21 protein-coding genes and 1 pseudogene are annotated in these 20,004 nt (G+C 72.3%); 16 read left to right on the top strand and 6 right to left on the bottom strand.

Going from position 1 to position 20,004, the window contains the following annotated elements; genetic code table 11:
- Positions 1-86: 86 nt before the first annotated feature.
- Both C503_RS38885 and C503_RS0110445 read right to left on the bottom strand, forming a co-directional pair.
- On the bottom strand, positions 87-446 hold the full coding sequence (locus tag C503_RS38885) for a VOC family protein (protein ID WP_018682149.1): 360 nt from the start codon (positions 444-446) through the stop codon (positions 87-89).
- Positions 443-1,150 carry an SDR family NAD(P)-dependent oxidoreductase gene (locus C503_RS0110445; protein ID WP_033400456.1) on the bottom strand — a complete coding sequence of 236 codons (708 nt, stop codon included), beginning with the start codon at positions 1,148-1,150 and terminating at the stop codon, positions 443-445. The genes C503_RS38885 and C503_RS0110445 overlap by 4 nt, the downstream gene beginning before the upstream one ends.
- 222 nt (positions 1,151-1,372) lie before the next feature.
- Here C503_RS0110445 and C503_RS0110440 point away from each other — a divergent pair, with 222 nt between their 5' ends.
- Genes C503_RS0110440 through C503_RS0110415 form a run of 6 tightly spaced genes read left to right on the top strand, consistent with a single transcriptional unit; the run spans position 1,373 to position 7,185 of the window.
- Positions 1,373-2,518, top strand: a complete 1,146-nt coding sequence (locus C503_RS0110440) for a GAF domain-containing sensor histidine kinase (protein WP_018682147.1) — start codon at positions 1,373-1,375, stop codon at positions 2,516-2,518.
- Positions 2,508-3,152, top strand: a complete 645-nt coding sequence (locus C503_RS0110435; RefSeq protein WP_018682146.1) for a response regulator — start codon at positions 2,508-2,510, stop codon at positions 3,150-3,152. Before C503_RS0110440 ends, C503_RS0110435 begins: the two co-directional genes overlap by 11 nt.
- Before the next feature lie 39 nt (positions 3,153-3,191).
- A complete protein-coding gene (locus C503_RS0110430) occupies positions 3,192-4,115 on the top strand; it encodes a LysR family transcriptional regulator (RefSeq protein ID WP_018682145.1) in 924 nt (307 codons plus the stop codon).
- A gap of 54 nt (positions 4,116-4,169) precedes the next feature.
- Positions 4,170-5,174 (top strand): efflux RND transporter periplasmic adaptor subunit, encoded by a 1,005-nt coding sequence (locus C503_RS0110425; protein ID WP_018682144.1) that lies wholly within the window; start codon positions 4,170-4,172, stop codon positions 5,172-5,174.
- Positions 5,171-5,875: an ABC transporter ATP-binding protein gene (locus C503_RS0110420; RefSeq protein ID WP_018682143.1), complete on the top strand. Its 705-nt coding sequence runs from the start codon at positions 5,171-5,173 to the stop codon at positions 5,873-5,875. Before C503_RS0110425 ends, C503_RS0110420 begins: the two co-directional genes overlap by 4 nt.
- On the top strand, positions 5,875-7,185 hold the full coding sequence (locus C503_RS0110415; protein ID WP_018682142.1) for an ABC transporter permease: 1,311 nt from the start codon (positions 5,875-5,877) through the stop codon (positions 7,183-7,185). The genes C503_RS0110420 and C503_RS0110415 overlap by 1 nt, the downstream gene beginning before the upstream one ends.
- Before the next feature lie 36 nt (positions 7,186-7,221).
- Here C503_RS0110415 and C503_RS0110410 read toward each other — a convergent pair whose 3' ends face one another.
- On the bottom strand, positions 7,222-8,259 hold the full coding sequence (locus tag C503_RS0110410) for a methionine synthase (protein ID WP_018682141.1): 1,038 nt from the start codon (positions 8,257-8,259) through the stop codon (positions 7,222-7,224).
- Positions 8,260-8,316: 57 nt separating this feature from the next.
- Between C503_RS0110410 and C503_RS42670 the strand changes: the two are divergent.
- The 5 genes and pseudogenes from C503_RS42670 to C503_RS0110385 all read left to right on the top strand — a co-directional run.
- Positions 8,317-8,694 (top strand): annotated as a pseudogene (locus tag C503_RS42670) (pyridoxal-phosphate dependent enzyme); the annotation flags it as partial.
- 98 nt (positions 8,695-8,792) lie between these two features.
- Entirely contained in the window at positions 8,793-9,077 is a 285-nt protein-coding gene (locus C503_RS0110400) for a MoaD/ThiS family protein (protein WP_018682140.1), read from the top strand.
- 19 nt (positions 9,078-9,096) lie between these two features.
- The gene (locus C503_RS0110395) at positions 9,097-9,729 is read left to right on the top strand and encodes a hypothetical protein (protein ID WP_018682139.1); all 633 of its coding nucleotides are present in this window, start codon (positions 9,097-9,099) and stop codon (positions 9,727-9,729) included.
- Positions 9,730-10,350: 621 nt separating this feature from the next.
- Positions 10,351-10,500, top strand: coding sequence for a hypothetical protein (locus tag C503_RS45810; protein WP_018682138.1), 150 nt, complete (start codon positions 10,351-10,353; stop codon positions 10,498-10,500).
- Positions 10,501-11,162: 662 nt separating this feature from the next.
- Complete coding sequence (locus tag C503_RS0110385) at positions 11,163-11,678, top strand: GNAT family N-acetyltransferase (RefSeq protein WP_245572444.1); 516 nt, start codon at positions 11,163-11,165, stop codon at positions 11,676-11,678.
- A gap of 510 nt (positions 11,679-12,188) precedes the next feature.
- On the opposite strand, the gene C503_RS0110375 is transcribed toward C503_RS0110385, so the two are convergent.
- Positions 12,189-12,842, bottom strand: coding sequence for an ACT domain-containing protein (locus C503_RS0110375; protein WP_018682135.1), 654 nt, complete (start codon positions 12,840-12,842; stop codon positions 12,189-12,191).
- 224 nt (positions 12,843-13,066) lie between these two features.
- Here C503_RS0110375 and gatC point away from each other — a divergent pair, with 224 nt between their 5' ends.
- The 4 genes from gatC to gatB are packed head-to-tail and all read left to right on the top strand — an operon-like array spanning position 13,067 to position 16,573.
- The gene (gatC, locus tag C503_RS0110370; RefSeq protein ID WP_018682134.1) at positions 13,067-13,366 is read left to right on the top strand and encodes an Asp-tRNA(Asn)/Glu-tRNA(Gln) amidotransferase subunit GatC; all 300 of its coding nucleotides are present in this window, start codon (positions 13,067-13,069) and stop codon (positions 13,364-13,366) included.
- Positions 13,363-14,877 carry an Asp-tRNA(Asn)/Glu-tRNA(Gln) amidotransferase subunit GatA gene (gene gatA, locus C503_RS0110365; protein WP_018682133.1) on the top strand — a complete coding sequence of 505 codons (1,515 nt, stop codon included), beginning with the start codon at positions 13,363-13,365 and terminating at the stop codon, positions 14,875-14,877. Before gatC ends, gatA begins: the two co-directional genes overlap by 4 nt.
- A complete protein-coding gene (locus C503_RS0110360) occupies positions 14,877-15,071 on the top strand; it encodes a hypothetical protein (RefSeq protein WP_018682132.1) in 195 nt (64 codons plus the stop codon). Before gatA ends, C503_RS0110360 begins: the two co-directional genes overlap by 1 nt.
- Positions 15,068-16,573: an Asp-tRNA(Asn)/Glu-tRNA(Gln) amidotransferase subunit GatB gene (gene gatB, locus C503_RS0110355; RefSeq protein ID WP_018682131.1), complete on the top strand. Its 1,506-nt coding sequence runs from the start codon at positions 15,068-15,070 to the stop codon at positions 16,571-16,573. The genes C503_RS0110360 and gatB overlap by 4 nt, the downstream gene beginning before the upstream one ends.
- A gap of 75 nt (positions 16,574-16,648) precedes the next feature.
- On the opposite strand, the gene C503_RS0110350 is transcribed toward gatB, so the two are convergent.
- Positions 16,649-17,833, bottom strand: coding sequence for a PQQ-dependent sugar dehydrogenase (locus C503_RS0110350; protein ID WP_018682130.1), 1,185 nt, complete (start codon positions 17,831-17,833; stop codon positions 16,649-16,651).
- 11 nt (positions 17,834-17,844) lie between these two features.
- Positions 17,845-18,756, bottom strand: a complete 912-nt coding sequence (locus C503_RS0110345) for an alpha/beta fold hydrolase (RefSeq protein ID WP_033400479.1) — start codon at positions 18,754-18,756, stop codon at positions 17,845-17,847.
- Positions 18,757-19,009: 253 nt separating this feature from the next.
- Between C503_RS0110345 and C503_RS0110340 the strand changes: the two genes are divergently transcribed.
- The gene (locus tag C503_RS0110340; RefSeq protein ID WP_018682128.1) at positions 19,010-19,921 is read left to right on the top strand and encodes a 2-hydroxyacid dehydrogenase; all 912 of its coding nucleotides are present in this window, start codon (positions 19,010-19,012) and stop codon (positions 19,919-19,921) included.
- The last annotated feature ends 83 nt before the right edge of the window (positions 19,922-20,004 follow it).

Genomic DNA, 20,004 nt, shown 5'->3' with positions numbered 1-20,004 from the left:
CGTCGAGCCCACCTGTCGGTGCCCTGTTCGTCCATGGCCGTTCTCTGTTTCCCGTCCCGCGTTTCCGGTTCACCGTTCCCGTACGCTCAGTCGTGTTCGTGCCAGAGCATCACGGGCGTGCCCGCCGGATCACGGACCTCGAACCCGTAGTGCCCCCGCGGATACACCCCCGGCGGCCGGAGCACCTCGACCCCCACGAGCCGAGCGTGGACCGCGTCCACCGATGCCCGGTCGGGCAGTTCGAACGCGAGCGGTGCGGACCGTCGGATACCGGGTGACACCAGTTCCACATAGGCCGCGTCCGCGGCGCGCAGGACCACCCCGCGTTCCGCGCCCGCCACCCATTGGTCCACAACGGACAGTCCGAGCCCGTCGACGTAGAAGGCCCGGGTTGCCGCGAAGTCGTCGACCTCGAACGGCAGCCACAACGCGCGCGGCGGGTTCACAGCAGCTCCCGCAGGCGCACGCGTCCCGACTCCGGTCGGGTGGCCAGCAGCTTCAGCACCGCGGGCACGACCGTCTCCGGCAATGGTCGGTCGCCGATGTCCTCGCCGGGGAAGGCGTCCTGGTGCATTCGCGTGCGCAGGTCGCCGGGATCCGCCCACCACACCCGCACATCCGGTTCCTCCACGGCGAGCACCCGGCCGAGTTGTTCGACCGCGGCCTTGGACGCGCCGTATCCACCCCACCCCTCGTAAGCCTCGACCGCCGCGTCCGAGGTGATGTTGAGGACCCCGCCCTCGTGTTGTCGCAGTCCAGGCAGCGCGAGCTGGGTGAGCCCGAGCAGGCCCACCACATTGACCTCCAGCAGCTCGCGGAACGCGGGCAGCGGCAGGTCGGCCAGGCGCGGTAGTGGGCTCGGGCCCAGCGCCCCGGCGTTGTTGACCACGAGATCGGGTCCGCCCAGCTCGGTCGCGACGGCCACCAGCCGCGCGCGGTGGTCCGGATCGATGAGGTCGCCGGGCAGCGCGACGACCCGGCCCGGCGGTCGAGCAGGCAGTCGGGCCGCCGCCTCGGTGAGCGCGGGAGCGCCACGGGCGTCGAGCACGAGCGACCAGCCCGCCTCGGCGAGCCCGGCGGCGATGGCGCGGCCGAGCCCCCGGGACGCCCCGGTCACGATGGCCACGCTCGGAACACTGTTGGTACGCATGGTCTTTCCCTTCCGTGGGGACACGGTCGGATGACACGTGTCCATTGCCGACGATGTGGAGTCGTTGCGCCCCAGGCCCTTCGGGACGCGGTGTCGGTGTGCCCGACGGGATCCAAGGTAGGCGGGGCGCGGGCGGGTTCCATCGGACCCGAGGCGGCACTTCTCTCGGACTTTGGTCCTAGGACCCCGGGTTTGGCCGCCCCGGCTCGGTACCGTGGCAATGTGACCGGGATCGGGAGAAATGAGCTGCGGGCCATCAGCGCCGCCGTGCGGGCCGTCGCCGTGCACCTGTCGGTGCGCGATGTGCTGCGCACCATCCTGGTGTCCGCGCGCGAGCTCGTCGGCGCCCGCTACGCCGCGCTCGGCCTGCCCGACGAGACCGGCGGGTTCACCGAGTTCCTCGCCGACGGCGTGACACCGGAGGAATGGGCGGCGATCGGCCCGCTGCCCCGGCAGCACGGCCTGCTCGGGGCCATGCTCACCGACCCGAACCCGGTCCGGGTCGACGACATCCGCGAGCACTCCAGCTTCGGTTGGTGGCCGTCGGCGCACCCGGAGCTGGACACGTTCCTCGGCATGCCGGTCACCGACGGCGACGAGATCCTCGGCGAGATCTTCGTGGCCAACAAGCTTGCCCCCGGCGGCTTCACCGAGCAGGACGAGGAGCTGCTCGGCCTGCTCGCCGACCACGCGGCCATCGCGCTGGTCAACGCCCGGCTGCACGAGCGCGAGCGGGAGCTGTCGATCATCCGCGAGCGCACCAGGATCGCCCGCGAGCTGCACGACTCGGTCACCCAGAAGCTGTTCAGCCTTCGGCTCACCGCTGAGGCCGCGGTCGAGGTGGCCCGGCGCGACCCCGCCCGGGTGCGGCCGATGCTGCGCGTGGTCGGCGACCTGGCCGCCGAGGTCACCGACGAGCTGCGCTCGGCGGTGGTCGGCCTGCTGCCCCCGGACCTGGCGGGCGACGGGCTGGACGTGGCCATCGGCAAGCAGGCCGATCTGCTCAACCGGGTGCTGGACATCGACATCGTGTTCCACGCCGAGCCGCTGCCGCGACTGACCGAGGCCAGGGAGGAGGCGGTCTACCGGATCAGCCAGGAGGCCCTGCACAACGCGCTGCGGCACGCGGCCGCGGGCCGGATCGAGGTCGACCTGGCCGCCGACGAGCGCAACGTGGTGCTGGAGGTGCGCGACGACGGCGTCGGCTTCGACCCGGCCGACGCGCACACCCGCAGGCTCGGCCTGGTGTCGATGCGGGAGCGGGCCCGGTCGGCGGGCGGCAGGCTGCGGGTCAGCTCGGGCAGTGCGGGCGGCATCGGCGGCACTGTCGGTACCACGGTGCGGCTGGAGGTGCCCCGTGGCGGCTGAGGTGATCCGGGTGCTCGTGGTCGACGACCACCCGGTGGTGCGCCAGGGCCTGCGCACCTTCCTGGACCTGTGGGACGACCTGGAGGTCGTCGGCGAGGCGGCGGACGGCGCGGGCTGCCTGGCGGCGGCCGACCGGCTGCGCCCGGACGTGATCCTGCTCGATCTGCGCATGCCCGGCACCGACGGCGTGCACGCGCTGCACGGCCTGCGCGCGGCGGGCAACCCGGCGCGGGTGCTGGTGATCACCAGCTTCGCCGAGCCGTCGGTGATCGTGCCCGCGGTCCGCGCGGGCGCGGCGGGGTACGTCTACAAGGACGTCGACCCGGCCGCGCTGGCCGCCGCGGTGCGGTCCGTGCACGCGGGCCACGTGCTGCTGCACCCGTCCGTGGCGCGGCTGCTCGCCGAGGGCGAGGCGCGGCCCGGCGCGGCCGCGTTGACCGCGCGCGAGCGGGAGGTGCTCACCGAGGTGGCGCGCGGCAACTCGAACCGGGAGATCGCCAAGACCCTGCTGCTGTCGGAGAAGACGGTGAAGGCGCACATGACCGCCATCCTCGGCAAGCTCGGTCTGCACGACCGCACCCAGGCCGCGCTCTACGCCGTGCGCACCGGTCTGGTGTCCCCGGCCGGGTGGTGACGCGTGCCCGGTTCGCCGCGGGTTCGCCACAATGGCGGCATGTTCGACCTGGTGCGCCTGCGGGTGCTGCGGGCTGTCGCCGACCAGGGCACGCTGGCGGCCGCGGCCGAGGTGCTGTCCCTGACCCCGTCGGCGGTCTCGCAGCAGATGGCCAAGCTGGAGCGGGAGGCCCGGTGCGCGTTGGTGGAGCGGCACGGCAGGCGGATCCGGCTCACCGAGGAGGGCCACGTGCTCGCCCGGCACGCGCACCGCATCCTGGGCGCGGTGGAGGAGGCGGCGGCGGATCTCGACCGCAGGCGTGGCGAGGTGCTCGGCGATCTCACGGTGGCCGCCTTCCCCACCGCCGCGCGGGGTCTGCTGCCCGCGGTGGTGGTCGGCCTGGCCGTCACCCACCCGCGGGCGCGGGTGCGGCTGCTGGAGATGGAGCCCTACGAGGCGGTCGCGGCCGTCGCCCGGGGCGATGTCGATCTCGCCGTCTCGCAGGACTGGGGCGAGTCGCCCGCGCCGTTGCCGGATCGGTTGCGGGCCCTGGATCTCGGTCACGACCTGGTCGACGTCGCGCTGCCCGCCGGGCACCCGCTGGCCGCCCGGTCGCCGTTGTCGGTTGCGGACCTGGCCGCCGAGCGGTGGATCTCCGCGGCGGCCGGGACCAGCTGTCACGACTGGTTGATCAGCCTGTTCCGGGCGGCGGACCGGCTGCCGGACGTGGCGCACCAGGCGACGGAGTTCCCGACCCAGCTGACCCTGGTGGCCGCGGGGTTGGGTGTCGCGCTGGTGCCCCGGCTGGCGGGCGACCAGGTCCCGGCCGGGGTGGTGCTGCGTCCGGTGCAACCCCGGCTCTCCCGGCGCGTCTTCTCGGTGTGGCGCGCGGAAAGCGCGGGGCGACCCGGCGTGCGCGCGCTGCTCGACGCGGTGCGACGGGAATGGCACTCTCGGTGTGATCCGGCCACAAGATCCCTATAAACTGTGTGTATAGTGCGGTGGATCCCGGTTCACATCACGATTTTGGGGGCACCGGTGAACACGCGTCTCATTCTTCTCGGGCTGTTCGCGACCGCCGCGGTCGCGGGCTGCACGACCAGCTCGGCCTCCGCGCCGGTACCCGGCCTCGCCGAGCGCGGCACGACCATGACCACCGCCGCGCTCACCCGCCAGGACCTGAGCAACAAGGTCAGCCTCAAGGGCACAGTCACCCTCAACCCGGTCTTCGGCCTGGTGGCGCCGATCGACGGCGAGATCCGCTACCTGGACGTCAAGGACCAGAAGGGCACCCCGACCAAACCCACCCGCGTCGGTGCCGTCTGGGTCGGCGGCAAGCCCACGCACATCGAGGTCCCGACGGGCTCCACCTTCTCCGGCAGGCTCGTCGACGACCGCGCCAAGGTGACCGCCGGGATGCCGGTGGTCTCGGCGAAGTACGGCGGCTACGGCATCGTCGCCGACATCGGCGGCGAACAGGCCTACGCCCTGGCCGACGGCACCGGCGTGGTGCGCGTCCAGATCAAGAGCGGGCCCGGCCCGTTCGACTGCGCGGTGCTGGGGACCATCGCCGCGCTCCCGGCGGGCACCATCCCGCCGCCGCCCGCGCCCGCCACCCCGGCCGCGCCCGTCCAGGGCGACCCGAAGGCGCTGCCCACCCAGATGGCCCCGGTCCCGCAGCCCGCCGAGGCCCCGGGCGAGGGCCGCGAACCGTCCAGCGCCACCGGCATGCGGCTGGTCTGCACCGCGCCCCCGGACATCCGGCTCATCAACGGCGCCGAGGCCACCGTGGAGGTGGTCACCGCCCAGGTCAAGCAGGCGCTGGTCGCCCCGGTCGAGGCCGTCGCGGGCAGGCAGGGCAACGGCAAGGTCGACGTGCTCGGCCCGGACGGCGCCCGGCAGACCAAGGACGTCGTGCTCGGCCTGACCGACGGCCGCGTCGTGGAGATCAAGTCCGGGCTCGCGGGCACCGAGACGCTCGCCGTCCCCGGCCCCAGCCTGCCGCCCGCCCAGGCTGAGCCGAAGGAGGGCTACGGGAAATGAGCGACGTCCCGCTGATCCACCTCGACGGCCTGACCAAGACGCTCACCGGCCAGGGCGAGCCGCGCCCGATCCTGTCCGGGGTGAACCTCACCGTGCACCCCGGCGACAGCGTCGCGATCCTGGGCCGCTCCGGCTCCGGCAAGAGCACGCTGCTCAGCCTCATCGGCCTGTTCGACCGCCCCGACTCCGGCCGCTACCTGTTGCACGGCAACGACATCGCGCGCGTCCCCGAACGCCGCGCGGCCCGGCTGCGCAGCCAGGAGTTCGGGTTCGTGTTCCAGCGCTTCTTCCTGCTCAAGCACCTCACCGCGCTGCAGAACGTGTCCATGGCCCTGGTCAACGGCCAGGGCTGGCTGCCGCGCCGCAAGCGCCGCGCCAAGGTGATGGCGGCGCTGGAGCAGGTCGGCATCGCGCACCTGGCCAGGCACAAGCCCGCCCGGCTCTCCGGCGGCGAGCAGCAGCGGGTGGCCATCGCCCGCGCCCTGGTCCGCGAACCCAAGATCCTGCTGGCCGACGAGCCCACCGGCGCGCTGGACACCGAGACCGGCGCCCTGGTGATCGACGTCCTGCACGCGGCGACGCACCGCGGCTGCGGCCTCGTCCTGGTCACCCACGACCACGCGCACGCCAACCGCATGCAGCGCGTGCTGCGGCTGACCGACGGCATGCTCGTGCCCGAACACCAGGGGGTGTTCCGGTGATGGGACTGTCCGGCCGGTTCCGCTCCGCGCTGGTGATCGGCGGGCAGGGGATCCGCGCCCGGAAGCTGCGCACGTTCCTGTCCATGGTCAGCCTCTTCCTAGGCGTGCTCGCGATCGTCACCGTGCAGGCCGGTTCGGTGCTGGCCAACCGCGCGCTGCTGGCCGACATCGAGCTGCGCATGGCCAAGGACGGCACCACTCGGGTCAACCTGTCCTCCAGCGGGAAGACCGTGCCGATCGCGGTCGACACCCTGGCGGGCCGGTCCGATGTCGTCGGGACGCTGACAGCCACCGCGATCATCGGCGAGCCCGGCGTGCGCCCGATCAACCCGGGACCCTCGCCGCTCAAGTACGCGAACCAGGACATGTACGGCAACAGCTCGCGGATGGTGTGCGACTCCAGCGGCACCTGCCGGGTGATGGAGCAGGACGCCGCCGGGATCCTGCCCCGCGGGCAGGCGGTCGAGCTGCAGCTGGTGCTGCTCACCGGCGACATCCGCCCGTACCGACCGTTCCCGGTGGAGGCGGGTCGCTGGCTCGACTTCGGCGGCCCGCCCTCGCTGTCGCCGAGCCTCGTCCTCAACCGCGAGGCCGCCACCGCGCTGACCCAGTACCGGCTGCCCGCGGAGATGCAGATCATCTCGGAGGCGAAGAACCCGACGCCGCGGATCATCGGCACCGTCCACGACGCCAACGAGGTCCCGACCGCCTACGTCCGCGCCGACGAGGCCATGGCCTGGATGTCCTCGGCGAGCCTCGGCAACCTGTCGCTGGAGCTGTACCTGAACGGCGACGGCGAGCCGTTGTTGCAGACCCTGCTGGCCAGGATGTCGGCCGTGTCGACCGACCCGGTCGAGCCGTACCGCTCGGTGGTGAACTCGCGTGAGCACATCGGCGGGCAGCTCGACCTGATGCGGTGGATCTTCCTCGGCATGGCGGCGCTGGTGCTGCTCATCGGTGTCGCGGGCATTCTCAACGTCGGCCTGGCCACGGTCGGCGAACGGGTGGAGGAGTTCGCGCTGCGCCGCGCGGTCGGCACGCCGCGACTGCTGCTGGCGGGCATCGTGCTCGCCGAGACGTTGATCACCGGCCTGCTCACCGCAGCGGCCGCCATCGGCGTCGGGGTCGCCGGTCTGCAGGTCGCGGGCACGCTCTTCGGCGACCGGCGGGAGATGCTGCACGATGTGGCGTTCCCGTGGGAGGCCGGGGTCGCGGGCGTCGTGGCCGGCCTGGTCGCGGGCATCCTCGGCGGCCTGTTCCCGGCCATCCGCGCCGCCCGCATCCCGATCGCCACGGTGATGCGGGCCTGACCCGTGGTCCGGGCCGCCCATCCCGGGCGGCCCGGACTACCAGCTCTCCGGCGGCTCCACGAACGCCTTCGCCACATCCCGCGTCAGCGACATCGCCCGACGGGACCACCGGGCCGTGGCACCGGCCAGCCCACAGCCCGGCGTCGCCACCGCACGTTCCGCCAACAGCGAACGCGAGAACCCCAGCCGGTCCACCAACCGCAGCGCGGGCTCGGCGGCCGAGCGCAACGTCACCGGCGTGGCAGGCTCCACAGTGGGCACCACGCCCAGGAAGAACACGGTTCCCGCGTCCCAGGCCTCGCCGATCTCGTCGAACAACGCGGCGGGCGCGTCCCGCAACAACGTCACGTCCAGCGCGATCGCGCCCGCGCCCGCGTCCCGCAGCAGCGCGACCGGCGGCCGCTTCGCGCAGCAGTGCACGATCACCGGCTGCCCGCTCGCCTTCCGCGCGGCCTCCACCACGGCCGCGAGCGTCTCGCGCGCCTCCGGTTCCGCGACCGCGGGCACGGTGCCGTAACCCGACGGCGTGCGCAGCGCGCCAGCCAGCACGGCAGGCAGGCCCGGCTCGTCGAACTGGACCACCACCTCGGCCCCGGTCCGCCGCCGCACCTCCGCCACGTGCCGGGTCACGCCCTCGGCGAGCGACTCGGTGAACTCCCGCAGCGCGCCCGGGTCGGTGAGCACCCGGTGGCCGCGCGGCAGCTCCAGGTTCGACATCAATGTCCACGGCCCGGTCGCCTGCACCTTCACCACCCGCGGCGGCGTGCCGAGCCGCTCCACGGCCTCCTCCAGCGCGTCCACGTCCCAGCGCAGCAGATCGGCGGCACGCCGGTGGTCGACGCCCGGCCGTGCGGTCACCCGATAGCCGGACGGCACCAGCTCGACCGCCAGGTCCACCAGCAGCGCGGCCGTCCGGCCGATCATGTCGGCGCCCAGGCCGCGGGCGGGCAGCTCCGGCAGGTGCGGCAGGTCGGGCAGCTCGCCGAGCACGGTCGCGGCGGCCTCCCGGGGATCGGTGCCGGGCAGCGAGCCGATACCGGAGGCGGTGCCCGGCGGCCAGGGAACGGTGGTCACCCCAGCAGTGTGGTGGATGCCCGGTGCGCGGCCGCGATCGCATTACCATCGGGACGCGTGGACCACGCCGACGTCACCGCAGCCGCCGACCGCATCGCGCCGTACGCGCGCCGGACTCCCGTGTGGCGTGTCGAGATCGACGGCAGGCCGGTGGTGCTGAAGCTGGAGCACCACCAGCTGACCGGCACGTTCAAGATCCGCGGCGCGCTCAACGCCCTCCTGGCGGGCGACCGCCCCGGCCACGTGGTCACCGCGTCCGGCGGCAACCACGGCCTGGCGGTGGCTACGGCCGCGCGCCTACTCGGCCTGCCCGCCACGGTGTTCGTGCCCGAGCCCGCCCCGGAGTCCAAGACCCGCCGCATCGAGGCGGCAGGCGCCACACTGGTCCGACACGGCGCCTCCTACGCCGAGGCCTCCGCGGCCGCGCTCGCCGCTCCGGCGAGGTCTACGGCAGCCGCGACGAGGGAGCCCACTGGACGCGCGTCGCCGCGCACCTGCCGGACGTGCTCTCCCTGCGCGCGGCGGTGATCTAGGTGTCGGTCACCGTGCACCTGCCCGGCGCGCTGCGCGCCAAGGCCGGGGGACAGGCGGAGGTGTCGGTCGACGTCGACCCGCCCACCACGCTGCGCACCGTGCTCGACGTCCTCGGCACCCGCCACCCCGACGTGGGCCGCCGAGTGCGCGACGAGACCGGGGCCCTGCGCCGGTATGTCAACTTCTACGTGGACGGCGAGGAATGCCGGTATCTGGGCGGCCTCGACACCCCGATCGCGGCCGACAGCCGGATCGAGGTGATCCCGTCCGTCGCGGGCGGCTGAACCACGCCATGATGGGCACATGACCTGGTTCCGCCGCGCCCGACCCGAGCAACGCCCCTCCGCACAGGAGTCGGCCGAACGGTTCTGGGCGCGCTGGCACGAGCTGCTGCCCGACATCGCGGCCGCCCTCGGCGACCGCGAACCACACCGCGTCGAGTCCCGACTCTGCGACCTGGTCGCCGACGTGCACCCCGACCTGCACTTCTCCCTGGACCGCGGCACCCGCGCCATCTACGCGCTGGTCGTCTCCGGCCAGGAGGACCCGGCCCTGCGCCCGTACACCGACGCCTGGAAAGCCGCCGCACCCCCGGACGACGCCCTCTGGGAGTTCCACGACTCGGTGCCACCGGTACCCGACCCGACCGGGGTCACCGTCAACCTGGGCCCACATCGCGTCGTCCTCGCGGACGTCCGCGTGCACGCGCAGGTGGACGCGGCGGCGGGCGTGGTCGACGTCGCCGTCCACCACCCGGTCCTCGCCGAACTCGACACCGCCGCCCGCGCCGCGCTGACCTTCCTCCCCCTGGACGCCACCCTGGGCGAACGCCTGGCCGCCGCCCGCCTCCGCCGGGTGGAACCTGCGCTGGAACTGCCCGCGGACACGATCGACCTGCTTGAGCTGCGCGAACTCGTCCGCGGGCTTGTGGACTGAATCCTCCGCGTGCCGATCGCGGTCGTTAGTCTCCGGATGTGACCAGCGCTGACCGGCAGGTGCCCAGGTGCGTCCACTATGGACTCGCCTTGGTTGCGCCGCCCTCTCTCAATCGACTCTCGGCTGCCCGAAGTAGCCTCGGAACCGAACCCCGACCCCGGACTTCGATGACACGATTCCCCCGACCGGGTCGTCTCGTCACGACGAGTTTCCCTTGCGGCCCAAGGAACTCACCACATCGTGCGACCGAAACTCGACACCGTACACCGTGCCTCATTCGTTGCGATATAAGGAACGGCGCGCGGGGGAGCTCGACACGGACCCTGACCAGGGACGCCTGCCCGAACAGAAAGGAGCCACATGCCACCAGCCCGCGCACCCGCTAACCCGTCGGCCTACCCGCCCTCGACTACCCAGGATCTCTGTACCGCCGGATTCCCGCAGCCACAACTCACATGGCGGAGTCGTGGCAGCGGGAGCGAGAACCGCGCCCGACGGCCCGCCTTCCGAACTCCCCGATGCCAGCCCGGCGAGACCTCACCGCTGCCACTGCCACGCCATGACCCGGAACTGCGACAGCGACCGACCCCGAGCCTGTCAAGGAGCCGCCGCTGCCATACCGTGACCTGCCACCGCGACTGCCGCACGGGCACCACCGTCGATCCCGCGACGCTGCACCAGCTGACGCTGCACCAGTCGACGCTGTACCGCACTGCTCGCCGTACCGGCCACGGCCGCACCGCGCTGCGTGCCCGGTTTGTGTTGAGGTGACGCGCACCGCGCCGCGATGTCGAGCTGCACCGTTGTCGTCGCGGCAGCCATAGCCCTACTGGCTATGGCGGCACCGTGCGGCGTGCCGGGGTCTGCGGTCAGGTGAGGTCACCGCGTCGGGATGGCACTGCCACGTTGAGAGCCGGAATTGTCGTAGGACTGACGCGCCACTGAACAGACTCGGCACGCCACACTGGCAACTCTGGCCACGCCGTACTGGGCAGGCCTCACGCCACACCAAGGGGGTCTGGCACCCGCGTCTGGTACGCCGCAACCCGGCAGGCATGCACGCCACAGCGAGGTTTGACACGCCGTGCTGAGGGAGACCGGTACACCGCACTGGAACGTCGAGACCCTGCGGGGAAACTCCGACACCACCACCCGAGCTGTGACCGTCACGGCTCGGTCGAGATTCGGCGCCATCGTGAGGAAACCTCGACACCGTCGCGAGAACGTTGATGCCGTTGCGAGAACCCCGGTGTCGCTGAAAGGTGGCGTGGGAACGGAGATCCCGGGTGTCGCGGCGAGATCACCCGATCACTCTCCGTGCGACACGTTCGGGCGTGGTGATCGAGCCGAAGATGGTGTAGGACAAAGAAGTCAGGGCGGTGGACGGCGGGAGTGAGGGCCCGCCCGACGCGCCGCCTCCTGGGAGGCGAGGCGTGACAGAGGTGGTTCGACCGGCTGGCATATCGGTGCGTCCGGCGCGCTCGGACGAGGTGCGCGCTGTCGGCGCACTCACCGTCGAGGCGTATCGGGCGGCGGGGCATCTCGCGGGGGCGGGGACCGGGTATGCCGCCACGCTGGCCGATGCCGAGTCGCGTATGCGGGCCGCGGAACTGCTTGTCGCCGTGGACGCGGGGGGTTGCCTGGTGGGGACGGTCACCATCGCCCAGCCCGGGACGCCGTACGCGGAGATTTCTCGGGCGGGGGAGTTGGAGTTTCGGATGCTTGCCGTTCGGGCCGGGGTTCGTGGGCGGGGAGTGGGGGAGATGCTCGTCCGGGCGGTGCTGGACCGGGCCGAGGAGTTGGGCATCTCGCGTGTCGTTCTGTGCAGCCCGGTCGATATGCCGACCGCTCACCGGCTTTACGAACGTGTCGGGTTCACGCGCCTGCCGACGCGGGACTGGCGGCCTGGGCCTGAGGTGTTGTTGATCGCCTACGCGTTCGATCTCTGACGGGTGCGTGCGTGCGGGGATCGCCGGTCGCTGAGGCGTGATCACCGGGGCGTGTCCGGGTTCGATCCTGGGTGATCGGGTACGGCCTACGGGCCGGATCGCCGTCCGAGGCGGGCATGGTGCGGGAAATCGGTCAGTCCATTCGCGAGCCCGAATGGATCCGGCGGGTGATCGGATCTCTGGCCGGGGTCGGTCGCGGCCAGGTCCAAGGGGTGCCGGAACCGGAGAATCGCGATGGCCGCCGGGGACCGTGCGACGCTTCCGGCGCAGCCACCGGGAGAGGGGCGACGTTTCCGGGTGCGGACGCCGGGAGGGGGCGATGTTTCGGGCGCGGCCGCTGGGCTGGGAGGTGTTCGCGCAGGTCACGGCCAGATCTGAGGCGTGCGGCGCGGGGCAGGTCGAGCCTGGTATCGAGCGGTAGCCGTCGCGTCGCCCGTACGTGGCAAGGGTGCTCGTTCGTGGGAACGTTGTCACCGGCAACCGCCGTGGGCGTTCAGGCGGGCCGTCTGGCTAGTCCGGCAGGACGACGGCCACTATCCCGGCCAGGTGCGCCAGCCGCGCCACCTCCGCCGCGCGGAACATCGGCCCGCCCGGTCTGCCCACCAGCAGCACCCGATCGGGTTTCCCCAATGGTGTCGCCGCCAGTTCCGTGCCCAGCTCCCGCCAGGTGGCCGGTACCCACGGTTCCTCGCCGTCCAGCACCGTCGCGCGGGCCAGTGGCATCCACGGCACGTCGATCGTCTGCATGTCCGGGGCCGCCGTGCTCGCCGCCAGGCGGTTGGCGCCGTCCGCGCCGGGGCCGACGATCATGGCCCAGCCCGCGCGGATGATCTTGGGGACGCCCGCCGCGAAGATGGCCAGGCCGTCGGCGGGGTCGGCGGCGACGTCCTCGACCAGTTCCAGTTCGCGGTGGGTGTCCAGGAGGCCCGCGTACGGGCGGACCGCGTCCACCTCGACGCCCGCGACCGACTCGGCGGCGGTGATCAGGACGTCCGGCAGGCGGCCGCTGGGGAGTTCGACCACCATGTCGTCGATCGCGACGCCGCCCGCGCGTTCCACCACGTCCACGCTGAGGATGTCCGCGCCGATGGCCCCGAGGGCGGTGGCGACCGCGCCCAGGGTCCCCGGGCTGTCCGGGAGCTGGACCCGGATCAGGAACGACAAGGCGAACGCCTCCCGCAGCTAGAGCCCTCTCACACGGGACCTGGTGGCCCGCGCCCGACCGCTGATTGTCGCAGACCAGACCGCGGGTGTGCGGGCCGCCACCAATCGTGGGATCGGGACCGGTTTAGCACCGAGACGGCTTCGGAACAACCCGTTCGGGGCGGCCGATGTGCGCGAAATAGACTCGCGGGGTCCTGTCACAGACAACCCCGGGGGTTCGTCGAGTGCCCAGCATCTCCCGCGGCGAGGTCGAACACCTCGCCCGACTGGCCAGGTTGGCCGTCACCGAAGACGAGGTGGACCGGTTCGCCGCCCAGCTCGACCAGATCGTGCAGGCGGTCGCCCAGGTCGGCCAGGTGGCCGACCAGGACATCCCGCCGACCTCGCACGCGGTGCCGCTGACCAACGTGTTCCGCCGCGACGACGTGCGCCCCGGGCTCAGCCAGCAGCAGGCCGTCGCCGCCGCGCCCGCGGCCGAGGACGGCCGGTTCCGTGTACCGCGCATCCTCGGGGAGGAAGCATGAGCGAGCTGACCCGCCTGGACGCGGCGGACCTCGCCGCCCGGATCCAGGCCCGCGAGGTGTCCGCGGTCGAGGTGACCCAGGCGCACCTGGACCGGATCGCCGCCGTCGACGCGACCGTCCACGCGTTCCTGCACGTCGACACCGAGCGCGCGCTGGACGCTGCCAAGGCCGTGGACGACGACGTCGCCGCAGGCCGCCCGGCCGTCTCGCCGCTGGCCGGTGTGCCGCTGGCGCTCAAGGACGTGCTCGCCATGCAGGGCGCGCCCACCACGTGCGGCTCCAAGGTGCTGGAGCACTGGCAGCCGCCGTACGACGCGACCGTGACGCGCCGCCTGCGCGAGGCGGGCGTGGTGATCCTCGGCAAGACCAACATGGACGAGTTCGCGATGGGCTCCTCCACCGAGAACTCCGCGTTCGGCGTCACCCGCAACCCGTGGGACCTCGACCGCATCCCGGGCGGCTCCGGCGGCGGGTCGGCCGCCGCGCTGGCCGCGTTCGAGGCGCCGCTGGCCATCGGCACCGACACCGGCGGTTCGATCCGCCAGCCGGGCGCGGTCACCGGCACCGTCGGGGTCAAGCCGACCTACGGCACCGTGTCCCGCTTCGGCCTGGTCGCCTTCTCGTCCTCTTTGGACCAGGCAGGCCCGTGCGCGCGCACCGTGCTGGACGCGGCGCTGCTGCACGAGGTGATCGCCGGGCACGACCCGCTGGACTCCACCTCCATCGACGCGCCGGTGCCGCCGGTGGTGGCCGCCGCGCGCGAGGGCGCGACCGGCGACCTCACGGGTGTGCGGGTCGGCGTGGTCACCGAGTTCGCGGGCGACGGCTACCAGCCGGGCGTGTCCGCCGCGTTCGAGGCGGCCGTCGCGCAGCTGCGCGAGCTGGGCGCGGAGATCGTCGAGGTGTCCTGCCCCAGCTTCGACCTGGCGCTGCCCGCCTACTACCTGATCGCGCCCAGCGAGGCGTCCTCGAACCTGGCCCGCTTCGACGCCATGCGCTACGGCCTGCGCGTCGGCGACGACGGCGAGCGCAGCGCCGAGGAGGTCATGTCGCTGACCCGCGCGGCCGGGTTCGGCGCCGAGGTGAAGCGCCGCATCATGCTCGGCACCTACGCGCTGTCGGCGGGCTACTACGACGCCTACTACGGCTCCGCGCAGAAGGTCCGCACGCTCATCATGCGCGACTTCGAGGCCGCGTTCGGCCGGGTCGACGTGCTGGTGTCGCCGACCACGCCGACCACCGCGTTCCGCATCGGCGAGCGGGTCGACGACCCGATGGCGATGTACCGGGCGGACCTGTGCACCATCCCGTCCAACCTGGCAGGCAACGCCGCCCTGAGCGTCCCCTGTGGACTGTCCGGGGACGACGGCCTGCCGGTCGGCCTGCAGATCATGTCGCCCGCGCTGCAGGACCACCGCGGCTACCGGGTCGCCGCGGCCTACGAGGTCGCCAGGGACGCGGCCCAGGGCGGTTCCCTGATCACCCGTGTGCCCGAGTTGGAGGTCGTGTGATGGCCGGGTCGAACAAGTTCAAGGGTGTCTTCGGGCTCGTCGGCTCGGTCACCGCGGGCGTCAGCGCGGCCCGCGGCCTGGCCGAGGCGCGCGCCGACAAGGACCGGCTGCTGCTGGTCAACGCGGTGGGCAGCATCATCGTGGCGATCACCGGCGTGCTCATCGCCGTGCGCGCGTTCCGGAGGGACAAGTGACCACCACCGTCGCACTGATGGACTACGCCGACGTCATCGCGCGCTTCGACCCGGTGCTCGGGCTTGAGGTGCACGTCGAGCTGTCCACCAACACCAAGATGTTCTGCGGCTGCCCGACCGTCTTCGGCGGCGAGCCCAACACCCAGGTGTGCCCGACCTGCCTTGGCCTGCCCGGCTCGCTGCCGGTGGTCAACGAGATCGCGGTGGAGTCCGCGATCCGCATCGGCCTCGCGCTCAACTGCGAGATCGCCGAGTGGTGCCGGTTCGCCAGGAAGAACTACTTCTACCCGGACATGCCGAAGAACTTCCAGACCTCCCAGTACGACGAGCCGATCGCCTTCGACGGCTGGCTCGATGTCACGCTGGACGACGGCGAGGTCGTGCGCGTGCAGGTCGAGCGCGCGCACATGGAGGAGGACACCGGCAAGTCCCTGCACGTCGGTGGCGCCACCGGCCGTATCCACGGCGCGGACTACTCGCTGCTGGACTACAACCGCGCGGGCGTGCCGCTCATCGAGATCGTCACCAAGCCGATCACCGGCACCGGCGAGCGCGCCCCCGAGGTCGCCCGCGCCTACGTGGCGACGCTGCGCGACCTGCTCAAGGCGCTGGACGTCTCGGACGTGCGGATGGACCAGGGCTCGCTGCGGTGCGACGCGAACGTGTCGCTGATGGAGAAGGACGCGCCCGAGTTCGGCACGCGCACCGAGACCAAGAACGTCAACTCGCTGCGCAGCGTCGAACGCGCCGTGCGCTACGAGATGACCCGCCAGGCCGCGCTGCTGGCCGACGGCGGCAGCATCCTGCAGGAGACCCGCCACTTCGAAGAGGCCTCCGGCACGACCCGGGGCGGCAGGCGCAAGGAGACCTCGGAGGACTACCGGTACTTCCCGGAGCCCGACCTGGTGCCCATCGCGCCCTCCCGTGACTGGGTGGAGCGCCTGCGCACCACGCTGCCGGAGATGCCCGCTGCCCGGCGCAAGCGGATCCAGGAGGAGTGGTCGCTGACGGACCTGGAGCTGCGTGACCTGGTGAACGCGGGTGCGGTCGACCTGGTCGCGGCCACGGTCGACGCGGGTGCGTCCGCTGCCGAGGCTCGGTCGTGGTGGGTGTCGTACCTGTCGCAGCAGGCCAACAATCGGTCTGTCGAACTGGGTGAGCTGCCGATCACGGCCGGTCAGGTGGCTCGGGTGATCGCCCTTGTCGCCGATGGGTCGTTGACGAACAAGCTCGCTCGTGAGGTTGTCGACGGTGTGTTGGCGGGGGAGGGGGAGCCGGACGAGGTGGTCGATCGTCGGGGTCTCAAGGTCGTTTCGGATGACTCCGCGCTCTATGCGGCGGTGGATGAGGCACTTGCCGCTCAGCCGGATGTCGCGGAGAAGATTCGCGATGGGAAGGTCGCGGCTGCCGGAGCCATTGTGGGTGCCGTGATGAAGGCTACCAAGGGGCAGGCGGATGCCAAGCGTGTCCGTGAGCTGATTTTGGAGCGGTGCGGGGGTTGATGTTCAGGCCGGTGCCGTTCCTTGAGTGGGGCGGCACCGGTTCGACATCGCGCACAGAGCGAGACGAAATAGGGGTCAGTCGGCGCTGCCTGCGCCGCCTTGGGGCTGCACGGGAATCACAATCGCCCGATCATCACTGGACACCGCATTGGGTGCCCCCTTGTTCACGGTCCCCGCGACAGCCAGGCTCTCGGTCATCAGGTCCATGCCGTCGATCCGCCCGAACCCATCCGGTGCGGCCAACACGACCTGGGGCTTGCCGGTGAAGCTCCCGTCAGGCGCCTGCGGCAGATTCTGCACATGCCCGGCCGTCGACATCGCCACCCACACGAGTTTCGTCGTCGCCGCACAGCCGGCAGCACCGGGACGATCGGGCCACGTCCACGCAGGCGTCCCCAGCGGCTTGCCGGGATTGATCCGGTAGAGAACGTCCTGAGCGGGCAGCCGGTCGGTCACCAACATCTGCGCCCCGTCCATCGCCGCGCAGATACCGCCGGGTGAGTGCAGACCGCTCGTCAGAATCGGGTCGCCCGCCGTCGGATTCCCGTCCGCCGCCTTTCCCTGGGCATTGAGCCGCAACACCTTCCCGGCCATCGACTGCGGGTTCGCGGCCGCGGTCGGGTTCCCCGCGTCGCCCGTGGCGAGGAGCAGGGCGCCGACGTGGTCGCGAGCGAGCGAGCCGCGGTTGCCCGTGGTCCCGCGAGGGATGCCGGTGAGAACCGGCTTCGGGGAGTCGTGCGGGGCGATGCGGACCAGGCGGTTGTCGGTCGCGGTGGTCACGTACGCGTAGACGAGCTGGTCCTCCGTGTAGTTCGGGGACAGTGCCAGGCCGGTGAGGCCGCCGTCGCCGGTGGGGTCGACCGGGATGGTCGCGAACAGGGTCGGGGCGGTGTCCTTGCGGACCAGCAGGACGCGGCCCGTTTTGCGCTCGCCGACCAGGGCCGTCGGGTTGGAGCCGTCGCCGGGGAGGGCGGCGACCGCGACGACGGTGTCCAGGCAGGTGGCCAGGACGGCCGGGTTGTAGTCCTTGCAGCCGTCCGGCGGCGGGATCTTCGTGGGGTCCGGGTTCGGGCCGGGGTCGGCGTCGCCGCCCGCGCCGCCCTCGCTGTCGCCGGTGTCGGGCTTCGGGGCGGCCTGCGGGGTGAGGGGGGTGGCGGGCTGCCAGCTCGCCGCGGCGGGCTGTTCGGTGAACGTCGCGCACGCGGACGAGGCGAGGACCGCGCACGTCGCCACGAGAACGCCGAGCCGGGAGCCAGTCATGATGCCCCACGTTAGTTCGGCCGTCGTGAATCCCCGGTGAACAGGTCCGCCCGCGCCGCCACCGCGACCCGCTCCACCAGCAACGACAGCTCGGCCACGATCACCTCCGGCGCCTCAAGCGGCAGGAAGTGACTGGTCGGCAGCACCCGCGTGCGGGCCTGCGGCAGCCGGGCGAACGGCCCGACCGTGCGGCGCGGGTCGGCGACCACGTCGTAGCGGCCCGCCAGCACCGTCACCGGGCAGGTGATGCCGGTCGGGTCCCTGGTCGGCACGTCCGCCAGGGCCAGCGCCAGGGTCACGTACCAGCGCCAGTCGTGGCCGAGGAACCGGCGCACCGCCTTCGCCACGTCGGCGGGGTCGGCGCCGGGCAGCATGAACCCGCTGTGCTGCAGGAGCGTCGCCGTGATCCGGTTCACCGGCAGCCGGTGCAGTACCGCGTCCACCAGCGGCCCCGCCGCCCGCACGGCCCGCGCCCCGCCGATCGCCAGCGGACGCCGCAGCCGGGTCGGCAGGCCGAGCACACCCAGGACCCCGGCGAACGGGTCGCCCGGCACGCCTGCCGCCAGCAACATCCCGGACACCCGAGCTGGGTGCCGTAGCGCCAGTTCGGTGGCTACCAGCACCCCGACTGACCAGCCGACCACCACGCACCGCCCGATCCCGGCCGCGTCCAGCACGGTGAGCGCGTCGGCCACGTGGTCGTCCAGCGTGATCCGAGCCGGGTCGGCGGGGCGGTCGGACCCCATGGTGCCGCGGTGGTACCAGCTGAAGACCTGCACGCCGGTGCCCGGCAACAGCAGCGCGGGCCAGGCCTCGGGGAACGTGCCCAGGCCGGGGCACAGCAACACCGGCATCCCGTCGGAGTCGGTGTGCCAGCCGCGCAGCCGGGTACCGTCCGCGGCCCACAGGTCGTGTTCACGCATCGCGGCCAGTGTGCCGCACCCGATCACCGGTTCGGGTGACGATCGGCCGGTATTCGCCGGGATCGTGGCGGGCGAACCCGCCATTCAGCGGACCGGGCCGACCATTTCATCGGGTGCACCACGGGGACGGGCGACTGCGCGAACTCGATCTTCGAGGATGCCGCACCAGGGCGCCGGGCTGTTCCCGCCGGACCGCCGTTCCACACCTCGTCGGTGACGTGGGGCGCGGGGCGGGCGCCCGTAGGGTGTGGGCGTGACTGTCACGGTTCTGGTTCCCGACGACCACGGCGTGGGCGTGCTCGCGCGGATCGACGGTGTGCGGCCTGTTCGTTACGAGTCGTTGACGGCGTTGCCGTCGCAGGCCGATGAGGCCGAGGTGCTCGTCCCCAACTTCCTGGCCCGGGAACAGACGGATGTGCTCGCCCGGTTGCCCAAGCTTCGGTTGATCCAGTTGCTCACCGCGGGGGCCGAGGCGTGGCTGGGGAAAGTGCCGCCGGACGTCATGATCTCCACCTGCAGCGGGGCCCACGGCGGCAGTACGGCGGAATGGGCCATGGCCGCCCTGCTCGCGGTCTACCGGCACATCCGCGAGTTCGAGGACAGTCGTCGCGCGAAGTCGTGGGATACGCATCGGACGGAGACGTTGCAGGACAAGCGGGTGCTCGTGGTGGGGGCGGGTGATCTCGGGCGGCAGATGCGTCGCAGGCTCGAAGCGTTCGACGCCGTGCCAACCCTGGTCGCGACCACCGCGCGGGACGGGGTGCGCGGCCTGGCCGAGCTGCCGGACCTTCTTCCCCTGCACGACGCGGTGGTGATGATGGTGCCGATGACCGCAGCCACCCGGCATATGGTCGACGCCGGATTCCTCGCCAAGATGCCCGACAACGCCGTGCTCGTGAACGCCGCGCGCGGGCCCGTCGTCGACACGGACGCGTTGGTGGCGGAGTTGACCACGGGCCGGTTGCGGGCCGCGTTGGACGTCACCGACCCCGAACCGCTGCCTGAGGGGCACCCGCTGTGGACCGCGCCCAACCTGCTGCTGACCCCGCATGTGGCGGGTAGTTGCACCGGTGTGCACGAACGCGCCTACCGCGTCGTCGCCGAGCAGGTCGCCAGGTTCGTACGTGGTGAAGACCCCGAACACCTCGTGCGAGGCGATTACTAGACCTTTCTTCTCCCGCCACCCGCCCCCTCATCCCCGCCCGGCACCGTCCCCGACCTGGCGACCGCGGCGCCACCACAGCGTCC

The organism is Actinokineospora enzanensis DSM 44649 (genome assembly GCF_000374445.1).
GTDB lineage: Bacteria > Actinomycetota > Actinomycetes > Mycobacteriales > Pseudonocardiaceae > Actinokineospora > Actinokineospora enzanensis.
This window is presented reverse-complemented; position numbering and strand designations above follow the sequence as displayed.

Coding starts and splice junctions, on each gene's coding strand:
- C503_RS0110420 (WP_018682143.1), top strand. CDS start 5,171: ATGAGCGACGTCCCGCTGATCCACCTCGACGGCCTGACCAAGACGCTC.
- C503_RS0110395 (WP_018682139.1), top strand. CDS start 9,097: ATGACCTGGTTCCGCCGCGCCCGACCCGAGCAACGCCCCTCCGCACAG.
- C503_RS0110445 (WP_033400456.1), bottom strand. CDS start 1,150: ATGCGTACCAACAGTGTTCCGAGCGTGGCCATCGTGACCGGGGCGTCC.
- gatA (WP_018682133.1), top strand. CDS start 13,363: ATGAGCGAGCTGACCCGCCTGGACGCGGCGGACCTCGCCGCCCGGATC.
- C503_RS0110430 (WP_018682145.1), top strand. CDS start 3,192: ATGTTCGACCTGGTGCGCCTGCGGGTGCTGCGGGCTGTCGCCGACCAG.
- C503_RS0110360 (WP_018682132.1), top strand. CDS start 14,877: ATGGCCGGGTCGAACAAGTTCAAGGGTGTCTTCGGGCTCGTCGGCTCG.
- C503_RS0110345 (WP_033400479.1), bottom strand. CDS start 18,756: ATGCGTGAACACGACCTGTGGGCCGCGGACGGTACCCGGCTGCGCGGC.
- C503_RS0110415 (WP_018682142.1), top strand. CDS start 5,875: ATGGGACTGTCCGGCCGGTTCCGCTCCGCGCTGGTGATCGGCGGGCAG.
- C503_RS0110350 (WP_018682130.1), bottom strand. CDS start 17,833: ATGACTGGCTCCCGGCTCGGCGTTCTCGTGGCGACGTGCGCGGTCCTC.